Genomic DNA, 24,264 nt, shown 5'->3' on the forward strand with positions numbered 1-24,264 from the left:
CGAATTTGGCCGCAAGGATGGTTGAAAACGCGGGGGTGCACCGACCGACGAAATGGGAAGGGGGGCGTTCCCCCCGTGAAATCGGTGAAAACGGCCGCACTCCAACATCGGCCTTTTCGGGAGCGCCAAAGGGGGAGAAACGATGAAAGGACAAATCAATGTCATCTTGGCGCTTGTCTTGGCGCTTCTTGTTGCGTTGCTGGCGGTGGCGAATGTCGAGCAGGTGACGATCCATTATTTAGTCGGGGAAACCCGCTTGCCGCTCATTATCGTCATTTTCGGTTCAGCCGTCCTTGGCGGCCTTGTCGTTGGCATGCTCGGCTGGGTGCGTTTGTTCAGCCTGCGCCGGCAGGTGAAGCTGCTCGAGAGAGAGCGGGAGGAATGGGCGAAGACCAAGGTGGGGAATGATGACGGCGAGGCGGTTTCGCTGGAGAGAGAGGGATGAAACACGAGCATGGCGCCCCAACAAAGCGGGGGCGCCTTTTGCTTGAAAAACTGGTGTGGGCGAGGCGCGCCAAACGAATGGTTGCGATCAGGCGGGATGCGGCGCCCGGGCCAAAGTCATGCGGCGCTAAGACGAAATGCCGTGCGCGCCTTCGCTTCCGCCTGCTTCCCCCGACGGAGCGCCATTAAAACAGCGATGTTGAGTGCGCCGGCTGCATCCGCGCCGTCGGATCGATGTACGTTTTCGCGCTGCTGATGGCGATCGGCGCCTCGCCAAAGCCGCAGGCGATCAGCTTGATTTTTCCGTCGTACGTGCAAATGTCGCCCGCTGCATACACGCCGGGGATGTTCGTTTCCATTCGCGAGTTGACTTTGATCGCATTTTTGTCGATGGCAAGCCCCCAGTTTTTGATCGGGCCGAGCGAAGAAATAAAGCCGTAATTGACAATGACGGCGTCGACGTCGATCGTTTCTTTCGTTCCCTCTTTCACATGCTCAAGGACGACTTGACGGATGGCTTGTTCATCGCCGACGAGCTCAACGGGGACAAACGGCGTTTTCACGTGCACGCGCGATTTCATGAGCTGCTCGACGCTATGCTCGTGAGCGCGGAATTTGTCGCGGCGATGCACGATCGTGACGCTCGCGGCGATCGGTTCGAGCATGAGTGACCAGTCAACAGCCGAGTCGCCGCCGCCGCAGACGAGCACGCGCTTTCCGGAAAACTGTTCCAAGTCGTTGATGAAGTAATGCAAGTTTTTTCCTTCATAGCGGGAAGCGCTTTCGATTTCGAGCCGCCGTGGCTGAAACGCGCCGTTTCCGGCGGTGATGATGACCGTTTTCGAATAATGGATTTGCTTGTTCGTGACGAGCTTGAACGTTCCGTCCTCCTGCTTTTCGAGCGCGTCGACCGACTCGTTCAGGCAGACGGTCGGCGAAAATAGGCCCATCTGCTCTTTCAGCTGATTGACAAGCTCTTGGGCGCGCACTTTTGGAAATCCGGCGACATCATATATGTATTTTTCCGGATATAACGCGGCCAGCTGTCCTCCAAGCTGCGGAAGGCTTTCGATTATTTTCACTTTCATTTGCCGCAAGCCGCCGTAAAACGCGGCAAACATCCCAGTCGGCCCGCCGCCGATGATCGTGACATCATACATGGTGCGATCTTCTTTCACCGACATCCCTCCCCGTACAATATGGCATGACACGTTTATTTTACCATAAACAGGCGCTGTTATGATGGGGAATTTTTCAGCCGAATCGGTCGAAAAAAGCTTGAAATGGGGAAGAAAAAGGACTAATATGTTTTGTGGAGAGATTGTTAATGTTTTGTGACAGTCCCTCAACATTTTTTTGGCGATTAACGTGAATTATTTCACAAACTTCGCTCAATAAAAACGGGGGCGGCCGCAAAAGCTATAACAAATGAACGAGAAAAAATGAAAAAGGGTGGAAGTGATTCAAGTGAAAAAACCAAATGTTGTTATTTTAGGCGCTGGCTATGGCGGGTTGATGACGACTGTCCGCCTGCAAAAGCTCATCGGCGTGAACGAAGCGAACATTACGCTTGTAAACAAGAACGATTACCATTATGAGACGACATGGCTTCACGAGGCGTCGGCCGGGACGCTGCACCATGACCGCGTCCGCTATCCGATCCGCGATGTCATCGACCGAAACAAAGTGAAGTTCATCCAAGATACGGTGACGAAAATCATTCCAAACGAAAAGAAAGTACTGCTTGAAAACGGCGAGCTGGCATACGATTACCTTGTCATCGCCCTTGGGTTTGAGTCAGAGACGTTCGGCATCAAAGGGTTGAAGGAATACGCGTTTTCGATCGCGAACGTCGACGCAGCGCGGCAAATCCGCGAGCATATCGAGTATCAATTTGCCACATACAGTGCGGAAGAGGAAAAGAAAGAGGAGCGGCTGACGATCGTCGTCGGTGGGGCGGGGTTTACCGGCATTGAATTTTTAGGCGAGCTCGCCAACCGGATGCCGGAGCTGTGCCGGGAGTATGACATCGACCCGCACAAAGTGCGCATCATTTGTGTGGAGGCGGCGCCGACGGCGTTGCCGGGCTTTGATCCGGAGCTCGTCGAGTACGCGGTCAGCCAGCTTGAGCGCAAAGGAGTCGAGTTTCGAATCGGTACGGCGATTAAGGAATGCACGCCGAATGGCATCATTGTCGCCAAAGGGGATGATGTCGAGGAAATTAAAGCCGGCACCGTCATTTGGGCCGCTGGCGTGCGCGGCAGCCGCGTCATTGAGGAGTCTGGATTTGAAGCGGCGCGGGCGCGCATTAAAGTGGATCCGTACTTGCGTGTCCCGGGTTATGAAGACATTTTCGTCGTCGGCGACTGTTCACTCGTGATTGATGAAGAAACGAACCGCCCGTATCCGCCGACGGCGCAAATCGCTATGCAAGAAGGCCAGCTGTGCGCGAAAAACTTGGCGGTGCTCATCCGTGGGCAAGGGGAGCTGGAGCCGTTTAAGCCGGATATTAAAGGAACGGTTTGCTCGCTCGGCCATGATGATGCCATCGGTGTCGTGTTCGGTAAAAAGCTGTGGGGCACCAAAGCGAGCTTCATGAAAAAAGTGATTGACAACCGCGCCCTGTATTTGATCGGCGGTTCGTCGCTTGTGATGAAAAAAGGAAAATTTAAATTTTTCTAATTGATCGAGAAAGCTCCCGTGATGGCGGGAGCTTTTTGTATGGCAAAGAAACAGGGATCCCCCGCTCGATTGTCGAAATACAAACAGTGCATAACGATTAGGGAGAAAAGGATGAGGACGATGGACAACAAACGAGGAAACGTTTGGATTGCGGCGGCGGGACTGGTCATCAATGAACATGGCGAGTGGCTTGTCGTCAAGAAAAAATACAGCGGGCTAAAAGGCAAATGGTCGCTGCCAGCCGGGTTCGTCCAGCCGGGGGAAATGCTTGATGAAGCGGCCGTTCGGGAAGTGAAGGAGGAAACGGGGATCGATGCCGAACCAGTCGCGCTTCTTGGCTTGCGCACCGGCGTCATCGCTGGGGAGATCAGCGACAATATGGCGATTTTCCTGTTGCGCCCGCTTTCGCGCGATATCGTCGTGCAGACGGATGAGCTCTATGCCGCCGCATTTTTAAGCAAAACGGCGCTCCAGAATGACCCGGACACATCAGGCTTGCTTCGCTATTTGTTGGCGCTCGAGCCGCCTGTTTCCCTTTCCCTGCATGACGGACTCAATCCCGGCGATCCGTTTGGCTATACAAAATACCGCCTTTACTTTGAATCATCGAAATTGAAAGAATAGTCAAGAAAACAAAAGCGATCGAAAGATGTATCCGCTTACACAAGCGAAAATCGGGGAGAATCGCTGTTTGTTTTTACAGAAAATTTTGATATATTAACAAAAAAGAAACGGAGGGGAACATCGATGACAAAAACATTGACAATGAACGACTGCCCGTACTGTGAGGGGCACGGATATGTTCAGCTGCTCTTGGGCGGATCGGAAACGTGCTACAGCTGCCAAGGAACGGGCAGCGAACAGGAAGAGGATGACGAACATTGACGTTCGTCTGAGGACATGAAACACCGTTTGGAACCAATCAGGCGATCACCAAGAGAAAAGCGAACATTGACGGTCGTCCGCCCATTCAGTACACTGAAAACGGGTGTACGGGAGGTGAAGGGCGGATGCAGATGAGTTTGCCAGTCGTGTTGATTTCAATGGTGTTGTTTTTCGTCTTGTTTTTCGGCATTGGGTTTTTGCTGAACATGATTTTGCGCATGACATGGATTCTTGCGGTCTGTTTTCCGTTGATTGCGGTTTTCATTATTGATGATGTGCCGTTGACGCGTTATTTCACCGCACCGTCCGAGGCGTTCGCTGCGCTTGGGCGGAAAATCACTTCGCTGGCGGCGGCCGATCTGTTGATTTTGTCAAGCGGCTTTGTCGGCGCTCTTTGCGCCGGATGGGCGATTCGCACGCTGCGGGCGAAAGGGTATCAAATGTTTTAGAGCGTCTCTGCCTTGGGCAGGGGCGTTTTTTTTTCGTGAAAATCCAGCACCGGCGAGCGATGATTTTCATCCCCGGGTGGAGGGCAGATCGCTGCCCATGGAACTTTCTGTGAAAATGTGCCGCCTTGATCAGTCTTTTCATGCCAGAATGGGGAGCAAGGCTTGCTCATGAATGTTTTTTATGAACAGAGCTGATGAGTTGTGCGGCGGATTCCAACGCTAGTTCGCATATGTTTGGGGCAAAATGCACAAGCTTTGTGATTGGGTTTGGTCATGAGGCTGTTCGTGGACGGTTTTTTCGTTTTTTGTCTTATTCGCAATGAATATTTCGATTTTGGCTGGAGATAAATAGAGGTGTGAGAGGAGTTGAGAGCATTGAATGGGTTTAGGCAATTCGTGCGCCGAACTGCGATGACGCTGCTGTTTTTGGCGGCGCTTTTTGCGACATTCGAGTCCATTTCCGGGGTTGATGCCAGGACGGTTCTCCATCCCTTTCCGAGCGCTTTATCGATGGATCATCAGCCCATTTGGGGAATGAAAGAACTCGCGAAAAACGGAGGCCGATCTGTTCCGCGGCTTGAGGATCATTTTGACTGGTCAAAATATCCCTCCGTTGAAGTGGTCGCCACCGGCTATACGGCCGGCATTGAATCGACCGGGAAAACGCCCGATCATCCTGAGTACGGCATCACGTATTCCGGCGTCCGCGTCAAACGCGACCTGTATTCGACGATTGCCGCGGATTTGTCCGTATTTCCGATCGGCACCATTTTGTTCATCCCCGGATACGGGTTCGGCGTCGTTGCTGACAAAGGCGGGGCGATCAAAGGCCATCGCATCGACTTATACTATGAAACCGTCGAAGATGTATATAAATATTGGGGAAAACGAAAAGTCAACGTCTATATCGTGCAAAAAGGCGATGGCACATTGTCAGAGGAAGAATTGAAGCGGCTGAACGAAGATGAAACGATGCAAGTGTTTCGTCAACAGTATTTGGAATCGAAAAGTTGAAAGAGGGCTCCCGCCCGTCAGCCACAAAGGAGCGGATCGCTGTCGTCAGCGGGAGGGAACAGCGCCGGATGCAAAAGCGGCGCCAATTTTTTTAACCCGACCAAGAGGCGCGGAGACGGACGGCAATAGAGCGCTTCTTCGAGAAGGTGAATGTTCCCGGTGCGGACCGCCTCGGCCTGTTGGGCGTTCGGGCGCACCATGACGGCCTTCGGGCTCATTTTTTTTGTCTGCACGCCGACCCAAACGAGCAAGATGTGCGACGGATTGCGGGTGAGAACGTCGTCCCATTCCGGTCGGACGCTTGCTTGAGGATAGTCAGCGAAAATGTTGCGCCCACCGGCGAGCTCGCTTAGTTCGCTCAACCAATTGGCGCCGCCCGGGGTGAAGATCGGCCGCGGCCACCATTCCCAATAGAGGCGGGCCGGTTCGGCCGATGCGGCCCGCTCGCGGTGCCAATCGAGCACGTCATCATAGCGGCGGACGAGTTCGGCCGCTTTTTTCGTTTCGCCAAGCGCCTCGCCGAGCCGAAGAAGATCGTTGGCAATGTCATTGAGCGAATTCGGTGCCAACACGAGATGCGGGAGTCCGCGCCGTTTGAGCTCCTCGACGTTGCGCTCCATGCCGGGCACGCTCAGGGATGCGACGACGAGATCCGGTTTGAGCGCCTCGACTTGATCCATATCAATGCGCAAATCCGGTCCGACTTTCGGCAGCCGCTTCACTTCCGGCGGCCAGTCGGACGAGTCGTCGACGGCGACGACATCGTCAAGGCGGCCGAGATAGGCGAGCAGTTCGGTGTTGCTTGGACAAAGGGAAACGATTCTCATCAGCGTCGGTCCTTTCTCCATCATCGTGATGATTACGGATTCGCCTTGCCTCGCGTGATTTCCTGTCTGTTTTCGTTGATTTTTTTCGTGAAAATCCCGCGCCGGCGAGCGGTGGTTTTCATCCCCGGCTGGAGGGCAAACCGTTGCCCATGGGCCTTTTTTGTGAAAATCCCGTCGGCAAGCGGTCATTTTCATCCCCGGGTGGAGGGCAAAACGCTGCCCATGGGACTTTTTTGTGAAAATGCGCTGCCTTGATCCGTCATTTTCATGCCAAGGTGGGGAGCAAGGCTTGCTCATGAATGTTTTTTGAGTAAACGCAAGGAGAGAAATTTAGATAGTCGAAGAAACGGCTTTGTTTCGCTATAATGAAGGTTGGAATGAATCACCATGGAAAGGGATAAGACGATGTTTGCCGTCAAACCATTGCCGTCGGTGGAGGAACGGGATGAAGCGCTTGTCATCGGTTTGTTTGAAGGGGCAAATTCATGGAGCGGTCTTGCCGGCGAATACGACGCTCGGCTTGGTGGGAAGTTGTCCGAGCTGAAGAAAGAGGGGGATATTTCCGCTAAGCGGGGGCGCATCGCCGCCGTTCATCCATTTTTGCCGACGGGAGCGAAGCGGCTCTACTTCGTCGGCCTTGGCAAAAAAGAAGAGTTGACGTTTGTGCAGTTGCGTGAGGTGTTCGGCAAGCTGTTTCGTACATTGAAGCAGGCGAAGCGGACGAAAGCGGCGGTCGTGCTCGACACGTTTACGACCGAGGCTGTCGATGGAAACGAAGCGGCGCACGCCTTGGCGGAAGCATATGAGTTGGCGACGTATGAATTCCCTGGGTATAAGCAGAAAAAGTCAGAACCCGACTACCAGCTCGAATCGCTCATCGTCTACACGGCAGCTGAAGCGGCGGACATGGAGGCGAGCTTGTTTGTCGGCTCGGTGTACGGGAAGGCGACGAATTCGGCGCGCACGCTCGTCAATACGCCGGGGAATTTGTTGACGGCGTCGGACTTGGCTGATTATGCTGTGAAACTCGCGAACCGATACGATTTTGATTATGAAATTTTGGAAAAAGAAGACATGGAGCGGCTCGGCATGGGGGCGCTTCTCGCCGTCAACCAAGGCTCGAAACAGCCGCCAAAACTCATCGTCTTAAAATACCAAGGAAAAGAGCAATGGGAAGACGTGATCGCCCTCGTCGGCAAAGGGGTGACGTTCGATACGGGCGGCTATTGTTTGAAGCCGCGCGACAGCATGGTTGACATGAAAACGGACATGGCCGGCGCGGCAGCGGTGCTCGGAGCGATGGAAGCCATCGGCGAACTGCGGCCGGAACAAAACGTGCTCGCCGTCATTCCGGCGACCGACAATATGATCAGTGGTGAGGCGTTCAAGCCAGACGATGTCATTACGTCGCTGTCCGGAAAAACGATTGAAGTCCGAAACACGGATGCCGAAGGGCGGCTCATTTTGGCCGATGCGGTGACGTATGCGAAACAATGCGGAGCGAATTACATCATCGATGTCGCCACGTTGACGGGCGGGGTGATCGTCGCCCTAGGCACGGACAAAACAGGGGCGATGACGAACAATGAGGAACTGTTTGAGCAATTGCTTGAAGCGTCGATGGAAACCGGGGAGTTCATTTGGCGGCTGCCGATCACCGAACATGACCGCGAGCGGGTGCGAAGCAGCAAAATCGCCGACTTGAACAATTCCCCGGGGCGGGAAGGCCACGCCATTATGGGCGGGGCGTTCATCGGCGAATTTGCCGAAGACACGCCGTGGGTGCATTTGGATATCGCCGGCACGGCGACGACGAAGAAAGACGGCGACCTCGGTCCGGCTGGGGCGACGGGAGTGATGGTGCGCACGCTCACGGCGTTTATCGAACGGTTTGGCCAAGGCGAGTAAAGGAACCGCGCCGTTCGCCGCCCGGGCGGCGGCCGCGGAACGAGCCGGGGCGGACGTTGCATAGCGTCCGCTTTTGTTTGGCACGCTATATAGTACATTAGCAGGAAAAGCGAACAAAATGTAAAGTTCGTGTAAATGTATTGTAAATTTTCTCTTTTTGTATTGTAAATGGATTTTAAATTGTTACAATAAGTAGCGGTGATTTTGATTTCGCAAATGGAGGGTGTCCGATATGATTTTTTCACCGAAAAAGGACGTTTTCTTCGACATGTTGTTTACGATTTCGGAAAATGTGAAGGAAGCGGCCCAATATTTTGTCGAGTATAAAATTCAAAGCGTAAGCGACTTGAAAGAATTTGCCCGCGTCATGAAAGAGTATGAGCGAAAGGGCGATTCATTCATCCATGAACTGGTCGTTCAATTGAACAAAACGTTCATTACGCCGATCGAGCGGGAAGACATCCACCAGTTGGCGATGAAAATGGATGATGTGCTTGATGGGTTTGAGCAATGTTCGGCACGGTTTGAAATGTTTTCGTTCACGGACATCGATGAACATATGGTGAAATTTTTTGACTATATTTATCAAAGCACGATCGAAATTGTTCATGCCCTCGAACTGCTTGCGAACAAAAAATTGCTCGATATGCGCCAACATGCCATTAAAATCAAGGACTATGAAACGAAGTGCGACGAAATTTTGCGCGCGTCGATCAAAAACTTATTTGTGACGCAAAAAGACCCGATTAAAATTATTCAATACAAAGAGCTTTACGAAATGTTGGAAGAGATTGCCGACAGTTGTGAAGATGTCGCCAATACGTTAGAGACGATTATCATGCGCAACGCATAAAAAGGGGACGTTGTTTTTATGGATACGATCCTGATTTTAACGATATGCATCGTCATTTTTGCATTGGCGTTTGACTTTATCAACGGTTTTCATGATACGGCCAACGCCATTGCCACGTCGGTGTCGACAAGGGCGCTTACGCCGCGTCAAGCGATTGTGTTGGCGGCGACGATGAACTTTATCGGCGCGCTCACCTTTACCGGCGTCGCGAAAACGATTACGAAAGACATTGTCGATCCATTTGCGCTAGAAAATGGGCCGCTCATTATTTTAGCGGCGTTGACATCAGCCATTGCCTGGAACTTGATCACGTGGTATTACGGCATTCCGAGCAGCTCTTCGCACGCGATCATCGGTTCGGTCGCCGGGGCGGCGATTTCCGCGGCTGGGGTTGGGATTTTGAATTATGGCGGGTTTTTGAAAATTTTACAATCACTCATTCTTTCCCCTTTTTTGGCGTTAGGGGTCGGCTTTATCATTATGAGCATTTTTCGTTTTATCTTTAAAAACGCCAACTTATACAGCACGACGAGGGGCTTTCGGATGTTTCAAATTGTGACGGCGGCGTTTCAGGCGTATACGCATGGAACAAACGACGCTCAAAAAGCGATGGGGATCATTACGATGGCGTTAATCGCCGGCGGATACCACGCGACGACTGACATTCCTGAATGGGTGCGCATTTCTGCCGCCTTGGCCATGGGATTGGGAACGGCTGTTGGTGGGTGGAAGATCATTAAAACGGTCGGCGGAAAAATTATGAAAATTCGTCCGATCAACGGAGCGGCGGCTGATTTGTCGTCCGCACTCGTTATTCTTTCAGCGACGATGTTCCACTTGCCGGTCAGCACGACGCACGTCATTTCCTCGGCCATCATGGGGGTCGGCGCCGCCCAACGGGTGAAAGGCGTCAAATGGGGCGTCGCTCGCCGCATTGTGCTGACATGGATCATCACCTTGCCAGTGTCAGCGTTGATTGCTGGGTTTGTGTACCAGATCCTTCGTTTATTCTTCTAATCCATGATCGAGGGTTTCCAAACAAAAAGCGCGCCTGTTTTGATCAACAGGCGCGCTTTCGCATTTAGGCGGCCGGGCGGCCGGCTGCTGAGGAGCGTTGAATCGCCCGGCAAAGCTTTGGAGCGATCAGGCCAGCGACGATCGACAGGAGAATGTCTTTTGGCAACGGTGCGAGCATCCAACTCCACACCATTCCGTATGAAAGTCCTGCCGGCGCTTCCGCCCATAGTTTGTAAGCCATGTACATCCAGTTCGTGCCGATGACATAGTTGATGACCATGCCGATGAGCGCCGCGGTGACAAAGCGGGCGGCGGATGCCGGCTGCGGGCTGCGGTTGATGACCCATCCGGTCGCATAAGCGGCAACGATAAACGAAAGAATGAAGCCAAACGTCGGTTGGAAAATCATTGACAATCCGCCGCTGAATTTCGCAAACACTGGAACGCCCGCGAGGCCGACGAGCATGTAGACGATCATCGCCACCGCCCCGAGCCGCCGCCCTAATACGGCACCGGCGAGCACACAAAAAAACGTTTGCAGTGTAATGGGAACACCGCCAACGACAAGAAACGGCGCCCATGACGTAATGTTCGCCCCGATCGCCATCAAGGCGACGAACATGGCGGCGAGCGTCATGTCAATCGGTCGAAGCAAAGTGCGTTGTTCGCTCATATGTAAACCCCCTTTTTTTGTTCGTTAACAAAATCGTACCGAACAACCGCTAGGCTGTCAATCCTCTTTTTCCGGGAATGATGGGATGAGCGGCGGGGCATGCTAAGCAAAAGGGCTGCCCGAAAAGGCCGGTGAAAAACGGCTGCCACGAGCAACTCAGCGGCATTTCGCCAAAAAAAGAACGCTGATTTCGCCAGGCTTCTCGAACTGAGAAACCGATGGAATAGCAGTATGTTGTACGAAATCACTGCCCCTCTAAGCTGTCGCGAAAAACGAATCAAAGCCGACAAGGACGCAAGAAACGAAAGGGGGATCGCGATGGAGCGGTTTGTGCCGGATGAGGAGCTGAAGCGGGCGAGCAAAATCGGAGCGAACGAAGACATCATCCATACGAGCAAAAATGATGATGGCTACGATTTGCGCACTCCGGCCGAAATTGGCGAACGGCAGCCCATGGATGAAAACGGCAATGCGTGAAGGCGGGAGCGCGGATGGACGAAAGTATGGGTGTCTAAGAGAGGACGAACGACGGGCGATGGCGAGAAAAAAGATGGCCATCGCTCGCCGTGTTGGTGAAGAAGTCATTGCCACTCATTGGGGGAAGGTTTACCCGCTAAAGGGCGGAAACACATTCCAGCGCAAGCCGACAACAAGCTGGCAGCACGGGAACGCGCCGGGCGGCGGCGAGAGCGTCAGGCGGATGCCGTCGGGATTGAAATACACCTCGGTTTGCGAGCGGATGCCAAGCGAACGGATCAGGCGCTTCACTTCATCCGTTTTTCCTTCTTGGGCGGCCGACATGACCGAGGCGGCAAACGAGCGCGATTCGGCCAGTTTTTTTAAAACAGCGGCGGCATCGTTCATCAGCGTCTGCGCCGTGGCGGCGGACTGGGAAAAGAGCGCTGGGTCGATCGGTGGATACGGGCCGGCCGGCATCCGCGGGAAATAAGCGAACATGGCCGCTTGAGCCTCCTTTCCAAAAATGGAATCGATATTACGATATGTGCGAACATCAAAAAAGGAGCGAAATCATCATTTCGATTTCGCTCCTTCCGTTTGTTATAAATAGCGCAGCCACAAATAGCCGTGCGACAAAAGCAAGGCAATGAGCGTGAGCGGCGCCCCGATTTTCAAAAAGTCCATGTACGTAAATCCATGCCCTTCGCGCGAAGCGATGCCGGCGACAATGACGTTGGCTGAGGCGCCGATGAGCGTTCCGTTTCCGCCGAGGCAGGCGCCGAGTGACAAGGCCCACCAAAGCACGTCGATCTGCGGGGAGTCCGGGGATAAGCCCATGCCGACAGCCATATCTTGAATGAGCGGGATCATCGTCGCCACAAACGGAATATTATCGATCGTCGCTGAAGCGATGCCGGACAGCCAAAGGATGAAATAGGCGGCCGTGGAAATATCGCCGCCGGTGACATCGAGCGTTTTTTCCGCCAGCGCTTTAATGAGGCCGATGTCCACGAGCCCGCCGACCAAGACGAACAGGCCGGCGAAAAAGAAAATCGTCCCCCATTCGATGGAATGAAAAACGTCCTCGATTTCATGCTCCGGCACGGCGATGAGCATGAGCACGACCGCTCCCGCCATGGCGATGACCGCCGCATCGACATGAATGGCGGAATGAAGGATAAAGCCAAGGATCGTCAGTCCGAGAACGGCGACCGATTTGCGCATCAGCTTCGCATCTTGAATGTAGTCGGCATCGCGAAGTTCCATCAGCTTTTGAATCAACGCTGGATCGGTTTGCAGCTGCTTGCGGTAAACGAACGCGAGCAGCGCGACCGTGACGATGGCGATCAACACGACGATCGGTGTTAGGTTGAACAAAAAGGCGTTGAAATCGAGATGCTTGTTCGCCGAACCGATCATAATGTTCGGCGGGTCGCCGATCAAGGTCGCCGTGCCGCCGATGTTCGACAACAGCACTTCGGAGATTAAGTACGGCACCGGGTTGACGTGAAGCATCCGCGTAATCGAAAACGTCACCGGCACGACGAGCAGGACGGTGGTGACGTTGTCCAAAAACGCCGACAGCAGTCCCGTCAACAGCGAAAGCATCACTAAAATGCGGACCGGGCTGCCTTTGGCAAGCTTGGCCGCTTTAATGGCCATGTATTGAAAAAAACCAGATTTGCTTGTGATGCCGACTAAGATCATCATCCCGATCAATAACGTGATCGTCCCCCATTCAATGTGATGGGTGAACGCCTTCTCCGTATCGACGATGCCAAAAACGACCATGAGCGCGGCGCCGAGCAGGGCGATGACGGCGCGGTGGATTTTTTCCGAGATAATGATGGCGTATGTAACCAAGAAAACGGCAATGGCAAAATAATACGGAACGTTTGACACGTGTGCGGCAGAATGGTCCATCGGCTCTCCTCCCTTCCAGTTACGGCGTCAAGCTGTGAAAACGGCTCCCGCACGCCGGGCATGTCCAGTCGCAGCGCTGGCTGGTGGCGTTGTGCACATAAAAGGCAAAGGAGCAATGCGGGCAGGCGATTTCACGCATCCGATCCATCAGCATTGGCCGCGACGGTTCAGCCGGTGCATCGGTATCGATGATTTCCACATGGATCGTTTCGCGCGATTCATCTTCGGCGATCACTTTCCCCTCGGTCTCTTCTTTTGTACGCCACCCGCGGCCGATCAAATGCTGCTCAAGCTGGCTGTGCGAGGAGTGGGCGAGCATGTCTTCGGCCAGTTTCATATATTGCGCGTCCGTCAAGTCCTCAAACGGAACGGATGATTCCTGCTTTTGCCAGTATGCCCGCAGTTGGTCTTCGGTGAAAATCAACGTGACAATTTGATGGATGACGACATTTTCCATCACCTCAGCCCCCTTTCATTCATCATATCATAGACGCGGAAAGAAAAAAACAGCAAGGGCGGCCCGCTCCCGAACGCCTCTTTCTCTTTCTGCAAAGCGCCCGTCGCTTCCTCCGTCATTCGCCTCTTTTTCGCCATTTTCTGAAAAAAGAAATAAACAACTGCTCCCGCATGATATAATAATAGTAAGGACGGATCGAAGCCGCATCCGGAAAGGAGGGAGAAAAATGGACAGTCCGCAATATTTGTTCCTCGATTTCGAATTTACGATGCCGGAAACGAAAACGAACCCGGCCGGGTTTTGCCCAGAAATCATTGAAGTCGGCCTTGTCGCGGTCGTGGACGATCAGATCATCGGCCAATTTTCTTCCTATGTGAAGCCGCTCCGCTTTCCGCAGCTCACCGATCGGTGCAAGTCGTTTCTCAACATCACCCAAGAACAAATCGACCGCGGCATGAGTTTTTATGAGTTGGTTTCTTTGCTTCGGCAATATGACCGCGAGCGCCCGACGACCGTCATCACGTGGGGGGGCATGGACATGAAAGTGCTCCGGGAAAACTGCCAATCGGCGCAAGTGGAATTCCCCTTCACGGGCGAGCACCGTGATTTGGCGATGGAATACAAACGGTTTTTCGGCAACAAAAATCAAACCGCCCTGCGCAAGGCGGTGCAGGAGTACGGAAACGAAGGAGTCGGAAAAGCCCATTGTGCGCTCGATGACGCGTTTACGGCCTACACGATTTTCCGCCTGGTGGAAAACGATAAAAAATATTTGGCGAAAACGAAACCGCCGACAATCGGGGAACGGGTCGATTTCACCCAGCTGCGGAAAAAATTCGCTCTATAGCCGGCTGCGTTGGCAGCGGCTTTTTTGTGCTATAATGGAAATGGACAATTTTGCGGCAGAAAGGTTGTTTTCGCCATGTGGCCATTGGTGTTGAATTTGTTTTTATACTTCCCGGAAGACAAACGTGAATACATCCCCGCGGCAATTTCGTTTGCCGTCTTTTTCTTGATGGCGGTGTTCACGATGCGGCTCATCATCGTCATCTCCCGGCGGCAGGAAAGGGAAGCGAAGCGGCTCGAAGAACAGCTGCTTGGAAAACGAGAGGAACGGAAGGAGCCGCCCGAAGTATAAACAAGCCCCCCTCCGGCAATACTGGCGGATAACAAGTGATGCTGGAGGGGGTTCGTATTGCGAAAAACGTACGGTGTGGTGTTCGCGGCGGCGCTCGTGCTGTCCGGCTGCGGCCAAGAGGATGCGACGAGCCGGAAGGTGGAGATGATCAATGCGGACGGCGATTCGATCGGCACGATCGAGTTGACCGAACAGGCGGAAGGGGTGCGGCTGAAGCTTGACCTAGAAGGCCTCCCACCGGGGGAGCATGCCATTCACATCCATGAAAACGGCAGCTGCAAACCGCCTGATTTTCAGTCGGCCGGCGGTCATTACAATCCGGATGGGAAAAAGCACGGTCTTCTCCACCCGGAAGGAGCGCATGCCGGCGATTTGCCGAATATTATTGTGAACGATGACGGCACGGTCAACGTCGAGCTGATGGCGCCCCACGTGACGCTGAAAGAAGGAGAGAAAGGCTCGTTGCTCACAAAAGACGGAACGTCGATTGTCATTCACGCCAAGAAAGACGACGGCATGACCCAGCCGGCGGGAGACGCCGGCGGGCGGATCGCTTGCGGGGAAATCAAGCCGTCATGAAACAGGGGCTCGCGTGCGGGCCCCTGTTTCGCATTGTTGGGGCAGCGCTTCACGTGACGAAGGGGGAAAGCGGCGGATGCACGGCTTCTGCTTCACATGGTCGGCGAAACAGAAAACGGCACGGAATGATCGTTGGGCTTCCTGCGTTCATCCGGATGGCGAAACGGAGCAACGGGCCTGGCGCTGCTTCTTTTCTCTTTCACCATCCGCTTGGCCGCGCTTTTTGGTGCAAGGGCTCTCTTCGATGTTAGCGCAGCGACGTCGCCAGCCGCCGCAGTCCTTCCTCGAGCGTCGGGCGCGGGCAGGCGATATTCAAGCGGATGAAGCCGGCTCCTTCCTGGCCGAATTTGCTGCCGAACTCGACGGCGAGTTTTCCTTTTTCCAAAAGACGCTTCTTCAGCTCCGCCTCGGGCAGGCCAAGGCCGCGGCAGTCGATCCAGACAAGATACGTCGCCTGTGGCCGGACCGGGCGAAGCAGCGGCAAGTGTTCCGCCAAATAGGCAACTGTCGTGTCAATGTTTTGCCGCAAGTAATCGAGCAAGGCATCCAACCACGGCCCGCCGTGGCGGTAGGCCGCTTCCGCCCCAGCGATGGCGAACGTGTTCAGTGTAAAAAAGCCGTGCCGCTGCTGGACGCGGCGGAACGCCCGGCGCCGCGATTCGTTGGGAATGATGACTTCCGCCGCCTGCAAGCCGGCGAGGTTGAACGTTTTCGTCGGTGCGCGGAACGTGGCGCTTTGCGCGGCCAGCTCCGGGCAGAGCGAGGCAAACGGCGTGTGTGAGGCTGGCGGGAATGTCAAATCGGCGTGGATTTCGTCAGACAGGACGAAGACGCCGTGCTTGAGGCACAATTCCCCGAGCCGTTCGAGTTCTTCTTTTGTCCATGATTTGCCCCCTGGGTTGTGCGGATGGCAAAGGATGAGAAGCTTCGCGCTGGACAGCTTCTCTTCCAAGTCGTCCCAGTCGATCACGTAGTAGTCTTCCTCAAGGCGCAGCGGACTGAACAGAAGCATGCGGTCATGGCGGCGGACGAGATCAAACAGCGGCCGGTAGACCGGGGAAAAGACGACGATGCCGTCTCCCCGTTCGGAAAACGCTTCGATGGCGGCGGCGACCGCCGGCACGACGCCGTGGGCAAAGACGAGCCAAGACGGGTCGATCGTCCACTGGTGGCGGTTTTCCAGCCAATGGCAGACTGCCTCCTTCAACGAATCGGGAATGACGGTGTAGCCGAACACGCCGTGCTCCACCCGTTGCCGCAGCGCTTCTTGCACTTCTTTCGGCGCGGGAAAATCCATATCGGCGACCCACATCGGCCAGACGTCGCCGCGGCCGAACACGCGATGAACGTCGTCCCATTTCACCGACAGTGTGCCCCGGCGGTCGATGACGCGGTCAAATGGAAACATTGTTGCATCTTCTCCCTTCTTTTTTTCGAATCAATGGCTTATAATGGGGTATATCATACATCAAGAAAGAAGGTAGGTGCCAGCTTCATGGACGGACAACAGCTGAACCGGCTTCTTCTTGAATGGATCGGCGCCTGGGATCCGTTTGGCCTTGGCAAAGACGCCTACGATGTCGAAGCGGTCGATGTGCTCCAAGCGGTGTATGAGACGGAAGACGCCCGCACGTTGGCCGCACGCATTCAGTCGATATATGAATTCGCCTTTGACGAGCTGATTCCTTTTTCCGACTGTTTCAAACTCGCCCGCCGGTTGCTTGAAGTAAAGCAAGCGGCGTCCTGTCCGCTTCCGTGATGACGGCAGGCGGCCGGCTTGGCGAAACCGACCGATTGAATGGAGGGATGGTGCGTGAAATTGAGCGAAAAAGAGCTGGAAATTATCGAAATATTGGAAAAAGACGCGCGAACGCCGATCGATGTGCTGGCGAAGATGATCGATTTGCCGGTCGAGGAAACGGAAGCATTGGTTCGAAAGCTGGAAGAGGCGAAAGTGATCGTGCAATATACGGCGCTCATTGACTGGCGGAAGGCGGACGGACGCGAAGGGGTGACGGCGATGATCGACGTCAAGGTGACCCCGAAGCGCGGCGTCGGCTTTGATGAGGTGGCGGAGCGCATTTACCGATTCCCGGAAGTGAAATCGGTGTACTTAATGTCCGGCGCCTACGACTTATCGGTCGTGATCGAAGGACGTTCGATGGCGGAAATCGCCCAGTTTGTATCGGAAAAACTGTCCACGCTCGATTCCGTCATTTCGACGACGACCCATTTCATCTTGAAAAAATACAAACACGACGGCATCGTCTTTGACCAAGGAGATCAAGATCGCCGCATCGTGGTGTCGCCATGAAACCGCAAACGAGAAAAACGTACGTGTCAGAAACGGTTGCAGGCTTGAAGCCATCCGGCATCCGCCGCTTTTTCGATCTTGCCTCCAGCATGGACGGCGTCATTTCGCTTGGCGTCGGCGAGCCGGATTTTGTCACGTCCTGGAGCATTCGCGAAGCGAGCATTTTGTCGCTCGAGCAAGGCTATACGTCCTACACCCCAAACGCCGGGCTTTTGGAGCTCCGCCAGGAAATCGCCGCCTATTTGCGCCGCAAGTTTCATGTCGACTACTGTCCGGAGACAGAAATTTTAGTGACGGTTGGGGCGAGCCAGGCCATCGACTTGGCGCTCAGAGCGGTCCTCAACTCGGGCGATGAAGTGATCATCGTCGAACCAAGTTTTGTCGCCTACGAGCCGCTTGTTGTGCTCGCCGGCGGAAAGCCGGTGGCGGTGCAGACATCGGGCGCCGATCAGTTTCAGCTTCATCCAATGCAGTTGGAGCAGGCGGTCACCGAACGGACGAAGGCGGTCATCATCTGCTCGCCGAACAACCCGACCGGAACGGTGCTCAGCCGCAAGGAGCTTGAAGCGCTCGCCCGTGTGGCTGAGGCGCACGACTTGCTCGTCATTGCCGATGAAATTTACGCCGAGCTGACGTATGAAGGGGAGTATACGAGCATGGCCGCCGTTTCGGGCATGCGCGGACGGACGATTTTGATTTCCGGCTTTTCCAAAGGGTTTGCGATGACCGGGTGGCGGCTCGGGTTTGCCGCGGCGCCGGAAGACATTTTGCAGGCCATGCTGAAAATCCATCAATATGCCATGATGTGCGCGCCGACGATGGCGCAATATGGGGCGCTTGAGGCGCTTCGCAGCGGGGAGCGCGATGTCGCCGAGATGCGCAGCAGCTACCGGCGTCGGCGCAACTATTTCGTCGCGTCGCTCAATGAAATCGGGCTGCCGTGCCATTTGCCGGGCGGCGCGTTTTACGCTTTTCCATCCATCAAGCCGACCGGTTTGACGTCGGAGCAGTTTGCCGAGCGGCTGCTCATCGAAGAAAAAGTAGCGGTCGTCCCCGGCAGTGTCTTCGGTCCAAGCGGGGAAGGCTATATCCGCTGTTCATACGCTTCGTCGCTCGAACAGCTGCAAGAAGCCATTAAGCGAATGAAACGGTTTTTGGCGCGCCTGTAACTGGAGATGTTCCGCCGTTGGCGGGACGTCTTTTTTTGGGTTTTGCTGTCGGTCTATGTTATAATACAAAAACATAGACGAAATTCATCAATAGGAGTGTTTCGCTTGTCTACGATCAAACGAGGAGCGATCGTGAAAGGGAAGGTGACAGGCATCCAGCCGTATGGCGCGTTCGTCCAGCTTGAGGACGGCATGCAAGGGCTGATCCATATTTCTGAAATTTCCCATCAATTTGTGAAAGACGTGCGCGACTACGTCCATGTCGGCGATGAGGTGACGGTCAAGGTGTTGGATGTCGACCGAAAGGCAAGGCGGGCGAGCCTGTCTCTAAAGGCGCTTGAACCCGCCGGGGAAAAGGAAACGCGTCATATGCGCATGAAAATGCCGCTTGGAGCGGGGTTTCGCCCATTGAAGGAAAAGCTGCGCGAGTGGATTGAGCAGTCCAAGAAAGAAGATGGACCGAAACCATAAGAACCCTGCCGCCAAGCGGCGAGAGTCCATGACGCTTTTGGGCCGGGAGAGGCGCAAAAAGAAGACACCCACCGCCAAGCGGTGCGTGTCCCTTTGTGTTTCATTATGTGCGCGATGTCTTTGGCTCGGTGCGCCCAAGTTCTTCGGCCGGTTTAAATAAAAGCGCCAGGTTGATCAAGCCGGCGATGCCGACCAAGCTGTAAATAATGCGGGACCAAATGGAATCCTGCCCGCCGAAAATGGCAGCGACTAGATCAAATTGAAAGAATCCAATCAGTCCCCAGTTAATCGCGCCAATAATCGTCAACAACAGTGCAATGCGTTGCAATGCTCCCATCTTGTTTGCCTCCTTTGGAAAATTTCTTTTATTCACTTATTAGGATGAATCGCAGTTGTGAAAAATATGCATCGTTTGCCGTTCAAGCAGGTGGCTTTACAACTGGTGGCAGACGCCGCCATAATAGATTCAGAAAAGGAGGGCGTCCATATGCAAGAGTTTATCTTTCGCAATCCGACGAAACTCATTTTCGGAAAAGGGCAACTCGAACGGCTCAAAGAAGAGGTGCCGCGCTATGGCCGAAAAGTGCTGCTTGTCTATGGCGGCGGCAGCATCAAACGAAACGGATTGTATGAGGAAGTCATGAAGATGTTGGGAGAGATTGGCGCTGACGTCGTCGAACTGCCGGGGGTGGAGCCAAACCCGCGCGTTTCGACCGTAAGAAAAGGGGTGGACATTTGCCGGCGAGAAGGGATTGAGTTTTTGCTCGCCGTTGGCGGCGGCAGCGTCATCGATTGCACAAAAGCGATTGCCGCCGGCGCGAAATTTGATGGCGATCCGTGGGACTTTATCACGAAAAAAGCGGCGGTCACCGGCGCCCTGCCGTTTGGCACCGTGCTTACGCTGGCGGCGACCGGGTCGGAGATGAATTCCGGCTCAGTGATCACGAACTGGGAGACGAAAGAAAAATACGGCTGGGGCAGCCCGTTTACGTTCCCCCAATTTTCCATTTTGGATCCGACATATACGATGACCGTTCCGAAAGACCATACGGTTTACGGCATTGTCGATATGATGTCCCATGTGTTTGAGCAATATTTCCACCATACGCCGAACACGCCGCTTCAAGACCGGATGTGCGAAGCGGTGTTGAAAACCGTGATCGAAACGGCGCCGAAGCTGATCAACGATTTGGAAAACTACGAGCTGCGCGAAACGATCATGTACTCGGGCACGATCGCCTTAAACGGCTTCTTGCAAATGGGCGTGCGCGGCGACTGGGCGACGCATAACATTGAACACGCGGTTTCGGCGGTGTACGACATTCCGCATGCCGGGGGCTTGGCGATTTTGTTCCCGAATTGGATGAAGCATGTGCTCGATGAAAATGTCAGCCGTTTTGCCCAGCTCGCGGTGCGCGTCTTTGATGTCGATCCGGCCGGCAAAACGGAACGCGATGTGGCGCTTGAAGGCATCGAGCGGCTGCGCGAGTTCTGGTCGAGCCTTGGGGCGCCGTCGCGTTTGGCGGATTACGGCATTGGCGATGAGAATTTGGAGCTCATGGCCGATAAAGCGATGGCGTTTGGCGAATTCGGCCGTTTCAAAACGTTGAACCGCGATGATGTGCTCGCGATTTTGCGCGCCTCCCTGTAATGGGGCGACGCGGTAGTGAGGCTGATGATGGATCAGGGCGCCGGCTTGGCGGTTGCACCCGTTTCGAGCCGGTGCTTTTCGCATAGGCCGAGCCGGCCGCTCGGGCGCGAGAGGAGCGTCCGAGCGGGATGATGGAGGTGTGGGAGTTTGCGCGCCTAAAGGGCACCGGGGCGGCGAAAATTGTCAAAACTGAATCCGTTTCCAAGAAGGGGCGCCGCTTGATTTCCCTTGTCCGTTCGGCTAAAGTGAAAGAAGGCAATGAACATTGAAGGGGAGGCGGGAATGGATGACCCATATTCGGTTTGATTATTCCAAAGCGCTTGCCTTTTTTGGCGAACACGAACTGACCTACTTGCGCGATGCCGTGAAAGTCGCGCACCATTCGCTCCATGAAAAAACCGGCGTCGGGAGCGACTTTTTAGGGTGGCTCGACTGGCCGGTCGACTATGACAAAGACGAATTCGCCCGCATCAAACAAGCAGCGAAAAACATTCAATCGGACTCCGATGTCCTGCTTGTCATCGGCATCGGCGGCTCGTACCTTGGCGCGCGCGCCGCGATCGAGATGCTGCACCATTCGTTTTACAACGCCTTGCCGAAAGAGAAGCGGCAAACGCCGCAAATCATTTTTGTCGGCAACAACATCAGCTCGACGTATATGAAAGACGTCATCGATTTTCTCGACGGGAAAGATTTCTCGATCAACGTCATTTCCAAATCGGGGACGACGACCGAACCGGCGATCGCCTTCCGTATTTTCCGCAAGCTGCTTGAGGACAAATACGGCAAAGAGGAAGCGCGCCGCCGCATTTACGCCACGACCGACAGCAAGCGCGGGGCGCTTCGGACGCTGGCCAATGAGGAAGGATATGAAACGTTTGTCATTCCGGATGACATCGGCGGCCGCTATTCCGTGTTGACGGCGGTTGGGCTGCTGCCGATTGCCGCAAGCGGTGCGGACATCGACGCCATGATGGAAGGCGCGGCCAAAGCGCGCGACGATTTCAGCTCCTCGGAGCTTGAGGAAAACGCCGCTTACCAATACGCGGCTATCCGCAACATTTTGTACAACAAAGGGAAAACGATCGAGCTGCTCGTCAACTATGAACCGGCGTTGCACTATTTCGCCGAATGGTGGAAGCAGCTGTTTGGCGAAAGCGAAGGGAAAGACCAAAAAGGCATTTATCCGGCTTCCGCCGATTTCTCGACCGATTTGCATTCGCTCGGCCAATACATTCAAGAAGGTCGGCGCGATTTGTTTGAAACGGTGTTGAAACTCGAGGAGCCGCGCCATGAGCTGATCATTGAGGCCGAAGAAAACGACCTCGACGGGCTGAACTATTTGGCGGGAAAAACGGTTGATTTCGTGAACACGAAAGCGTTCGAAGGGACACTGCTCGCCCATACGGACGGCGGTGTGCCGAACTTGGTCATCACCTTGCCGAAGCTCGATGAATACACGTTTGGCTACCTCGTCTACTTCTTTGAAAAAGCGTGCGCCATGAGCGGCTACTTGCTCGGGGTGAATCCATTTGACCAACCGGGAGTGGAAGCATACAAAAAGAACATGTTCGCCCTTTTGGGCAAGCCAGGCTATGAGCAGCTGAAGGAAGAACTGGAGAAACGGCTGAAATGACAACGTGTTTCACCGCTGTTCGTCATGCCGGGCCGCGCCCAAAACGGCGGACGGAACGACGGAAAAAGCGCCTCTTCCCTTTTGCGGGGGAAGGGGCGCTTTGTTATGCAGGAAGTGCGGTCAATCGTTCGGCCGCACAACGCCCGGACGTTTTTCACCAAGCGTCTGAAGCTGCCGTGGGCAAATAATCCTTGCCAAACGGGAAACGATAAAAGAGAGGAGGGATTGTGCATGATTGAAATTCCATCGCGTTTGGAAGGGAAACAATTTCAGCTGTACCATTTGGAAGAGCAATTAAAACCAATGGGATATGCGATCGGAGGCGGGTGGGACTACGATCACGGCTATTTCGACTACAAAATCGCCGATGATGTGGGGTACCAGTTTTTGCGTGTGCCGTTTCGGGCGGTCGACGGGCAGCTTGATTCGCACGGCACGACGGTGGAGATTGGACGGCCGTTTTTGCTCGCGCATAAATACCAACGGGGCATCGATGATTTCGCCGATGTCGGCAACATCAGCGCCTCGTTCAACCAGTTTGCCGAACCGCAAGACCCGGATGCGACCGTTCCCGAACGGTATATTTCCGTCGGGAAGGCGCTTGTTCAAGAGTTGGAGCGCCGCCTGCTCGATTAAGGGACAAGCACAAACAGGCGGTCGCTTGGTTGAATGGGACGGTCCGGTGCAACGGAAATCGCTCCGTGATCCCCTTGGATGACGCCAAGCAGCGTCACGTTTTGCTTAAGCAGCTGCTGTTGAACGGCGACGAATGGCTGGCCGATTTGCTGTTCGTCTGGCTCGAGAAGGCGCAGCGTCTGTCCGCCCAGGCGGTGAAGCGCCGTCTCCCACACGCTGGCGGCGCCCGGTGAACGAAGGCTAGCGGCCATGGCAAAACTCGCCAGCAAATTCGTCTGAATCACCTCATCCGCCCCAGCGCGCAAGGCGTTTTGCACGTTTCGGCTGGTCAGGATTTCCACGATGGCGTGCACCGACGGGTTGAGGCTTTTGGCGGCAAGCAGCGTCACAATCGTATCTTTATCCGCTTCCGCTTCTGCTTTGTGCGGATCGGCGGTGATGAGCAAAAACCGCGCTTCTTGAATATTGGCCTTCTCCAACACTGCATCGTCGCTTGCCCATCCTTTAACAAAATGAACCGGAACGTTCGGAAGCGGGTGGGATGGAACGGTGGCGTCGATGAGAACGAAGCGCATGGAGGCGTCGTGCCGCGCAAGGCGGAGCAGCACCTCGCGCGCCCGCTCGTTCCAGCCGACGATTACGGCATGGCCGCGCTCTGTATACGGGAGTTGGCCGCTTGTAAAAGCGGCTTCCCGGGCGGCGGCCGCGGCCGAGACGGAAGCGAAATAAGCGGTGAGGATGCCGGTGCCAAGAGCGATGAGTACCATGGCAGCGAGTTTTCCAGCGATCGTTTTCGGGACGATGTCGCCATAGCCGATCGTCGCCGCCGTCACGATCGCCCACCACACGCCGTCGAACATCGTGCGGAACGTCTCTGGTTCAATGAAGCGCATGAGCGCGCCAAACAGCATGATCAACGCGCTTGCCGAGACAAACAGACGAAACACGGGCGGCCAGCGCCAATACGATAACAGCACGTTCCTTGGTTTCATCGTCCACCCCTCTTTTGCTTTTGTCTTTTTTTAGTGTTCGCCGTTTTTGCATAAACATTCCTGTTTTTTCCCATACTAGGAAACAGA

Annotated in this window: 31 protein-coding genes; 22 read left to right on the top strand and 9 right to left on the bottom strand. The window is 54.5% G+C overall.

From position 1 onward, the window contains the following. Positions 1 to 142 precede the first annotated feature (142 nt). Entirely contained in the window at positions 143 to 445 is a 303-nt protein-coding gene (locus ETC05_RS10950; RefSeq protein ID WP_171660991.1) for a LapA family protein, read from the top strand. Further along, complete coding sequence (locus ETC05_RS10955; RefSeq protein ID WP_171660992.1) at positions 442 to 633, top strand: hypothetical protein; 192 nt, start codon at positions 442 to 444, stop codon at positions 631 to 633. Before ETC05_RS10950 ends, ETC05_RS10955 begins: the two co-directional genes overlap by 4 nt. Here ETC05_RS10955 and ETC05_RS10960 read toward each other — a convergent pair. Next, on the bottom strand, positions 630 to 1,628 hold the full coding sequence (locus ETC05_RS10960; RefSeq protein ID WP_031407393.1) for an NAD(P)/FAD-dependent oxidoreductase: 999 nt from the start codon (positions 1,626 to 1,628) through the stop codon (positions 630 to 632). The two genes, ETC05_RS10955 and ETC05_RS10960, sit on opposite strands and share 4 nt — an antisense overlap. Positions 1,629 to 1,902: 274 nt before the next feature. Between ETC05_RS10960 and ETC05_RS10965 the strand changes: the two genes are divergently transcribed. The 5 genes from ETC05_RS10965 (at position 1,903) to ETC05_RS10985 (ending at position 5,474) form a co-directional block, all read left to right on the top strand. Then, a complete protein-coding gene (locus tag ETC05_RS10965; protein WP_171661010.1) occupies positions 1,903 to 3,126 on the top strand; it encodes an NAD(P)/FAD-dependent oxidoreductase in 1,224 nt (407 codons plus the stop codon). A 120-nt stretch (positions 3,127 to 3,246) separates the two neighbouring features. Beyond that, positions 3,247 to 3,750, top strand: a complete 504-nt coding sequence (locus ETC05_RS10970) for an NUDIX domain-containing protein (RefSeq protein ID WP_031407398.1) — start codon at positions 3,247 to 3,249, stop codon at positions 3,748 to 3,750. A 123-nt stretch (positions 3,751 to 3,873) separates the two neighbouring features. Next, positions 3,874 to 4,011, top strand: a complete 138-nt coding sequence (locus ETC05_RS10975) for a YuiA family protein (RefSeq protein ID WP_162176097.1) — start codon at positions 3,874 to 3,876, stop codon at positions 4,009 to 4,011. Positions 4,012 to 4,136: 125 nt separating this feature from the next. After that, positions 4,137 to 4,460 carry a YuiB family protein gene (locus ETC05_RS10980; RefSeq protein WP_031407400.1) on the top strand — a complete coding sequence of 108 codons (324 nt, stop codon included), beginning with the start codon at positions 4,137 to 4,139 and terminating at the stop codon, positions 4,458 to 4,460. A 375-nt stretch (positions 4,461 to 4,835) separates the two neighbouring features. After that, positions 4,836 to 5,474 (top strand): 3D domain-containing protein, encoded by a 639-nt coding sequence (locus ETC05_RS10985; RefSeq protein ID WP_031407402.1) that lies wholly within the window; start codon positions 4,836 to 4,838, stop codon positions 5,472 to 5,474. 17 nt (positions 5,475 to 5,491) lie between these two features. On the opposite strand, the gene ETC05_RS10990 is transcribed toward ETC05_RS10985, so the two are convergent. Continuing rightward, positions 5,492 to 6,301, bottom strand: coding sequence for a cobalamin-binding protein (locus tag ETC05_RS10990; RefSeq protein WP_031407404.1), 810 nt, complete (start codon positions 6,299 to 6,301; stop codon positions 5,492 to 5,494). 405 nt (positions 6,302 to 6,706) lie between these two features. Here ETC05_RS10990 and ETC05_RS10995 point away from each other — a divergent pair, with 405 nt between their 5' ends. The 3 genes from ETC05_RS10995 to ETC05_RS11005 all read left to right on the top strand — a co-directional run bounded on the left by ETC05_RS10995 (position 6,707) and on the right by ETC05_RS11005 (position 10,079). Next, complete coding sequence (locus ETC05_RS10995; RefSeq protein ID WP_031407406.1) at positions 6,707 to 8,209, top strand: leucyl aminopeptidase; 1,503 nt, start codon at positions 6,707 to 6,709, stop codon at positions 8,207 to 8,209. Positions 8,210 to 8,441: 232 nt separating this feature from the next. Next, positions 8,442 to 9,062: a DUF47 domain-containing protein gene (locus ETC05_RS11000; protein WP_011232416.1), complete on the top strand. Its 621-nt coding sequence runs from the start codon at positions 8,442 to 8,444 to the stop codon at positions 9,060 to 9,062. An 18-nt stretch (positions 9,063 to 9,080) separates the two neighbouring features. After that, complete coding sequence (locus ETC05_RS11005) at positions 9,081 to 10,079, top strand: inorganic phosphate transporter (protein WP_031407410.1); 999 nt, start codon at positions 9,081 to 9,083, stop codon at positions 10,077 to 10,079. A 64-nt stretch (positions 10,080 to 10,143) separates the two neighbouring features. Here the strand turns inward: ETC05_RS11005 and ETC05_RS11010 are convergent, their stop codons facing one another. Then, entirely contained in the window at positions 10,144 to 10,752 is a 609-nt protein-coding gene (locus tag ETC05_RS11010; RefSeq protein ID WP_171660994.1) for a biotin transporter BioY, read from the bottom strand. 318 nt (positions 10,753 to 11,070) lie between these two features. Between ETC05_RS11010 and ETC05_RS11015 the strand changes: the two genes are divergently transcribed. After that, positions 11,071 to 11,229: a hypothetical protein gene (locus ETC05_RS11015; protein ID WP_167332996.1), complete on the top strand. Its 159-nt coding sequence runs from the start codon at positions 11,071 to 11,073 to the stop codon at positions 11,227 to 11,229. A gap of 129 nt (positions 11,230 to 11,358) precedes the next feature. Here the strand turns inward: ETC05_RS11015 and ETC05_RS11020 are convergent, their stop codons facing one another. The 3 genes from ETC05_RS11020 to ETC05_RS11030 form a co-directional block, all read right to left on the bottom strand. Continuing rightward, on the bottom strand, positions 11,359 to 11,709 hold the full coding sequence (locus ETC05_RS11020) for a YuzC family spore coat inner layer protein (RefSeq protein WP_031407415.1): 351 nt from the start codon (positions 11,707 to 11,709) through the stop codon (positions 11,359 to 11,361). A 102-nt stretch (positions 11,710 to 11,811) separates the two neighbouring features. Further along, positions 11,812 to 13,134, bottom strand: coding sequence for an ArsB/NhaD family transporter (locus tag ETC05_RS11025; RefSeq protein ID WP_171660995.1), 1,323 nt, complete (start codon positions 13,132 to 13,134; stop codon positions 11,812 to 11,814). Between the two features lie 19 nt (positions 13,135 to 13,153). Continuing rightward, the gene (locus ETC05_RS11030; protein WP_171660997.1) at positions 13,154 to 13,591 is read right to left on the bottom strand and encodes a hypothetical protein; all 438 of its coding nucleotides are present in this window, start codon (positions 13,589 to 13,591) and stop codon (positions 13,154 to 13,156) included. A 226-nt stretch (positions 13,592 to 13,817) separates the two neighbouring features. Between ETC05_RS11030 and kapD the strand changes: the two genes are divergently transcribed. From kapD to ETC05_RS11045, 3 genes are all read left to right on the top strand, one after another. Beyond that, positions 13,818 to 14,438: a 3'-5' exonuclease KapD gene (kapD, locus tag ETC05_RS11035; RefSeq protein WP_031407421.1), complete on the top strand. Its 621-nt coding sequence runs from the start codon at positions 13,818 to 13,820 to the stop codon at positions 14,436 to 14,438. Positions 14,439 to 14,513: 75 nt separating this feature from the next. Then, positions 14,514 to 14,729 (top strand): hypothetical protein, encoded by a 216-nt coding sequence (locus ETC05_RS11040; protein ID WP_031407423.1) that lies wholly within the window; start codon positions 14,514 to 14,516, stop codon positions 14,727 to 14,729. Between the two features lie 57 nt (positions 14,730 to 14,786). After that, positions 14,787 to 15,308, top strand: coding sequence for a superoxide dismutase family protein (locus tag ETC05_RS11045; RefSeq protein WP_031407425.1), 522 nt, complete (start codon positions 14,787 to 14,789; stop codon positions 15,306 to 15,308). Positions 15,309 to 15,555: 247 nt separating this feature from the next. Here ETC05_RS11045 and ETC05_RS11050 read toward each other — a convergent pair whose 3' ends face one another. Continuing rightward, positions 15,556 to 16,716: a MalY/PatB family protein gene (locus ETC05_RS11050; RefSeq protein ID WP_171660998.1), complete on the bottom strand. Its 1,161-nt coding sequence runs from the start codon at positions 16,714 to 16,716 to the stop codon at positions 15,556 to 15,558. An 87-nt stretch (positions 16,717 to 16,803) separates the two neighbouring features. Here ETC05_RS11050 and ETC05_RS11055 point away from each other — a divergent pair, with 87 nt between their 5' ends. From ETC05_RS11055 to yugI, 4 genes are all read left to right on the top strand, one after another. Then, the gene (locus ETC05_RS11055; RefSeq protein ID WP_031407429.1) at positions 16,804 to 17,067 is read left to right on the top strand and encodes a DUF1871 family protein; all 264 of its coding nucleotides are present in this window, start codon (positions 16,804 to 16,806) and stop codon (positions 17,065 to 17,067) included. 54 nt (positions 17,068 to 17,121) lie between these two features. Further along, positions 17,122 to 17,622: an Lrp/AsnC family transcriptional regulator gene (locus tag ETC05_RS11060; protein ID WP_015375711.1), complete on the top strand. Its 501-nt coding sequence runs from the start codon at positions 17,122 to 17,124 to the stop codon at positions 17,620 to 17,622. Then, positions 17,619 to 18,791, top strand: coding sequence for an aminotransferase (locus ETC05_RS11065; RefSeq protein WP_171660999.1), 1,173 nt, complete (start codon positions 17,619 to 17,621; stop codon positions 18,789 to 18,791). The genes ETC05_RS11060 and ETC05_RS11065 overlap by 4 nt, the downstream gene beginning before the upstream one ends. 105 nt (positions 18,792 to 18,896) lie before the next feature. Continuing rightward, positions 18,897 to 19,262 carry a S1 domain-containing post-transcriptional regulator GSP13 gene (yugI, locus tag ETC05_RS11070; protein ID WP_031407433.1) on the top strand — a complete coding sequence of 122 codons (366 nt, stop codon included), beginning with the start codon at positions 18,897 to 18,899 and terminating at the stop codon, positions 19,260 to 19,262. Positions 19,263 to 19,365: 103 nt separating this feature from the next. On the opposite strand, the gene ETC05_RS11075 is transcribed toward yugI, so the two are convergent. Continuing rightward, entirely contained in the window at positions 19,366 to 19,599 is a 234-nt protein-coding gene (locus ETC05_RS11075; RefSeq protein WP_031407435.1) for a DUF378 domain-containing protein, read from the bottom strand. A 150-nt stretch (positions 19,600 to 19,749) separates the two neighbouring features. Between ETC05_RS11075 and ETC05_RS11080 the strand changes: the two genes are divergently transcribed. The 4 genes from ETC05_RS11080 (at position 19,750) to ETC05_RS11095 (ending at position 23,185) form a co-directional block, all read left to right on the top strand. Further along, positions 19,750 to 20,913: an iron-containing alcohol dehydrogenase gene (locus ETC05_RS11080; protein ID WP_171661000.1), complete on the top strand. Its 1,164-nt coding sequence runs from the start codon at positions 19,750 to 19,752 to the stop codon at positions 20,911 to 20,913. A gap of 128 nt (positions 20,914 to 21,041) precedes the next feature. Continuing rightward, the gene (locus ETC05_RS11085) at positions 21,042 to 21,182 is read left to right on the top strand and encodes a hypothetical protein (protein ID WP_171660959.1); all 141 of its coding nucleotides are present in this window, start codon (positions 21,042 to 21,044) and stop codon (positions 21,180 to 21,182) included. A gap of 17 nt (positions 21,183 to 21,199) precedes the next feature. Further along, positions 21,200 to 22,549 carry a glucose-6-phosphate isomerase gene (locus ETC05_RS11090; RefSeq protein WP_031407439.1) on the top strand — a complete coding sequence of 450 codons (1,350 nt, stop codon included), beginning with the start codon at positions 21,200 to 21,202 and terminating at the stop codon, positions 22,547 to 22,549. A gap of 231 nt (positions 22,550 to 22,780) precedes the next feature. Further along, entirely contained in the window at positions 22,781 to 23,185 is a 405-nt protein-coding gene (locus ETC05_RS11095) for a YugN-like family protein (protein ID WP_031407442.1), read from the top strand. Here the strand turns inward: ETC05_RS11095 and ETC05_RS11100 are convergent. Then, a complete protein-coding gene (locus tag ETC05_RS11100; RefSeq protein ID WP_031407444.1) occupies positions 23,182 to 24,177 on the bottom strand; it encodes a potassium channel family protein in 996 nt (331 codons plus the stop codon). The genes ETC05_RS11095 and ETC05_RS11100 overlap by 4 nt on opposite strands. Between the last annotated feature and the right edge of the window lie 87 nt (positions 24,178 to 24,264).

This window comes from Geobacillus sp. BMUD (assembly GCF_013096845.1).
Classification (GTDB): Bacteria; Bacillota; Bacilli; order Bacillales; family Anoxybacillaceae; genus Geobacillus; species Geobacillus vulcani.

Bases quoted from the DNA above. Each gene is read 5' to 3' on its own strand.
- ETC05_RS10955 (WP_171660992.1), top strand. From the start codon at position 442: ATGAAACACGAGCATGGCGCCCCAACAAAGCGGGGGCGCCTTTTGCTT.
- ETC05_RS11085 (WP_171660959.1), top strand. From the start codon at position 21,042: ATGATGGAGGTGTGGGAGTTTGCGCGCCTAAAGGGCACCGGGGCGGCG.
- ETC05_RS10960 (WP_031407393.1), bottom strand. From the start codon at position 1,628: ATGTCGGTGAAAGAAGATCGCACCATGTATGATGTCACGATCATCGGC.
- ETC05_RS10975 (WP_162176097.1), top strand. From the start codon at position 3,874: ATGACAAAAACATTGACAATGAACGACTGCCCGTACTGTGAGGGGCAC.
- ETC05_RS11055 (WP_031407429.1), top strand. From the start codon at position 16,804: ATGGACGGACAACAGCTGAACCGGCTTCTTCTTGAATGGATCGGCGCC.
- ETC05_RS11075 (WP_031407435.1), bottom strand. From the start codon at position 19,599: ATGGGAGCATTGCAACGCATTGCACTGTTGTTGACGATTATTGGCGCG.
- ETC05_RS10970 (WP_031407398.1), top strand. From the start codon at position 3,247: ATGGACAACAAACGAGGAAACGTTTGGATTGCGGCGGCGGGACTGGTC.
- ETC05_RS11065 (WP_171660999.1), top strand. From the start codon at position 17,619: ATGAAACCGCAAACGAGAAAAACGTACGTGTCAGAAACGGTTGCAGGC.
- ETC05_RS11095 (WP_031407442.1), top strand. From the start codon at position 22,781: ATGATTGAAATTCCATCGCGTTTGGAAGGGAAACAATTTCAGCTGTAC.
- ETC05_RS11100 (WP_031407444.1), bottom strand. From the start codon at position 24,177: ATGAAACCAAGGAACGTGCTGTTATCGTATTGGCGCTGGCCGCCCGTG.
- ETC05_RS10995 (WP_031407406.1), top strand. From the start codon at position 6,707: ATGTTTGCCGTCAAACCATTGCCGTCGGTGGAGGAACGGGATGAAGCG.
- ETC05_RS11020 (WP_031407415.1), bottom strand. From the start codon at position 11,709: ATGTTCGCTTATTTCCCGCGGATGCCGGCCGGCCCGTATCCACCGATC.
- ETC05_RS11090 (WP_031407439.1), top strand. From the start codon at position 21,200: ATGACCCATATTCGGTTTGATTATTCCAAAGCGCTTGCCTTTTTTGGC.
- ETC05_RS11050 (WP_171660998.1), bottom strand. From the start codon at position 16,716: ATGTTTCCATTTGACCGCGTCATCGACCGCCGGGGCACACTGTCGGTG.
- ETC05_RS11080 (WP_171661000.1), top strand. From the start codon at position 19,750: ATGCAAGAGTTTATCTTTCGCAATCCGACGAAACTCATTTTCGGAAAA.
- ETC05_RS11010 (WP_171660994.1), bottom strand. From the start codon at position 10,752: ATGAGCGAACAACGCACTTTGCTTCGACCGATTGACATGACGCTCGCC.
- ETC05_RS11015 (WP_167332996.1), top strand. From the start codon at position 11,071: ATGGAGCGGTTTGTGCCGGATGAGGAGCTGAAGCGGGCGAGCAAAATC.
- ETC05_RS11000 (WP_011232416.1), top strand. From the start codon at position 8,442: ATGATTTTTTCACCGAAAAAGGACGTTTTCTTCGACATGTTGTTTACG.
- kapD (WP_031407421.1), top strand. From the start codon at position 13,818: ATGGACAGTCCGCAATATTTGTTCCTCGATTTCGAATTTACGATGCCG.
- ETC05_RS10980 (WP_031407400.1), top strand. From the start codon at position 4,137: ATGCAGATGAGTTTGCCAGTCGTGTTGATTTCAATGGTGTTGTTTTTC.
- ETC05_RS10950 (WP_171660991.1), top strand. From the start codon at position 143: ATGAAAGGACAAATCAATGTCATCTTGGCGCTTGTCTTGGCGCTTCTT.
- ETC05_RS11030 (WP_171660997.1), bottom strand. From the start codon at position 13,591: ATGGAAAATGTCGTCATCCATCAAATTGTCACGTTGATTTTCACCGAA.
- ETC05_RS10990 (WP_031407404.1), bottom strand. From the start codon at position 6,301: ATGAGAATCGTTTCCCTTTGTCCAAGCAACACCGAACTGCTCGCCTAT.
- ETC05_RS11005 (WP_031407410.1), top strand. From the start codon at position 9,081: ATGGATACGATCCTGATTTTAACGATATGCATCGTCATTTTTGCATTG.
- ETC05_RS11025 (WP_171660995.1), bottom strand. From the start codon at position 13,134: ATGGACCATTCTGCCGCACACGTGTCAAACGTTCCGTATTATTTTGCC.
- ETC05_RS11040 (WP_031407423.1), top strand. From the start codon at position 14,514: ATGTGGCCATTGGTGTTGAATTTGTTTTTATACTTCCCGGAAGACAAA.